This window comes from Streptococcus sp. HMSC062B01 (assembly GCF_001811085.1).
Taxonomy (GTDB): Bacteria; Bacillota; Bacilli; order Lactobacillales; family Streptococcaceae; genus Streptococcus; species Streptococcus gordonii.
In genome coordinates, this window is record NZ_KZ672806.1 from 200102 (window position 1) to 200462 (window position 361).

Sequence of the window (361 nt, forward strand, 5' to 3'; positions counted from 1 at the left end):
TGTACAGTTACTTAAATCTTGAGAGTACAAAAACGTCGGAAGGCTGTAGGATAAAGAGTGCTATGTTGTACAGTTACTTAAATCTTGAGAGTACAAAAACCCGCAGGCGTTAAAGAACGGAATATCAAATGTTGTACAGTTACTTAAATCTTGAGAGTACAAAAACTTGACTTAGCAATCAGCTCAGCGTTATCAGGTTGTACAGTTACTTAAATCTTGAGAGTACAAAAACCGAAGGTTTTGTCAAAGATACAGACGGTAAGTTGTACAGTTACTTAAATCTTGAGAGTACAAAAACAGCGAGGCTTGAGCCTCTTTCATGCCTCTTGTTGTACAGTTACTTAAATCTTGAGAGTACAAA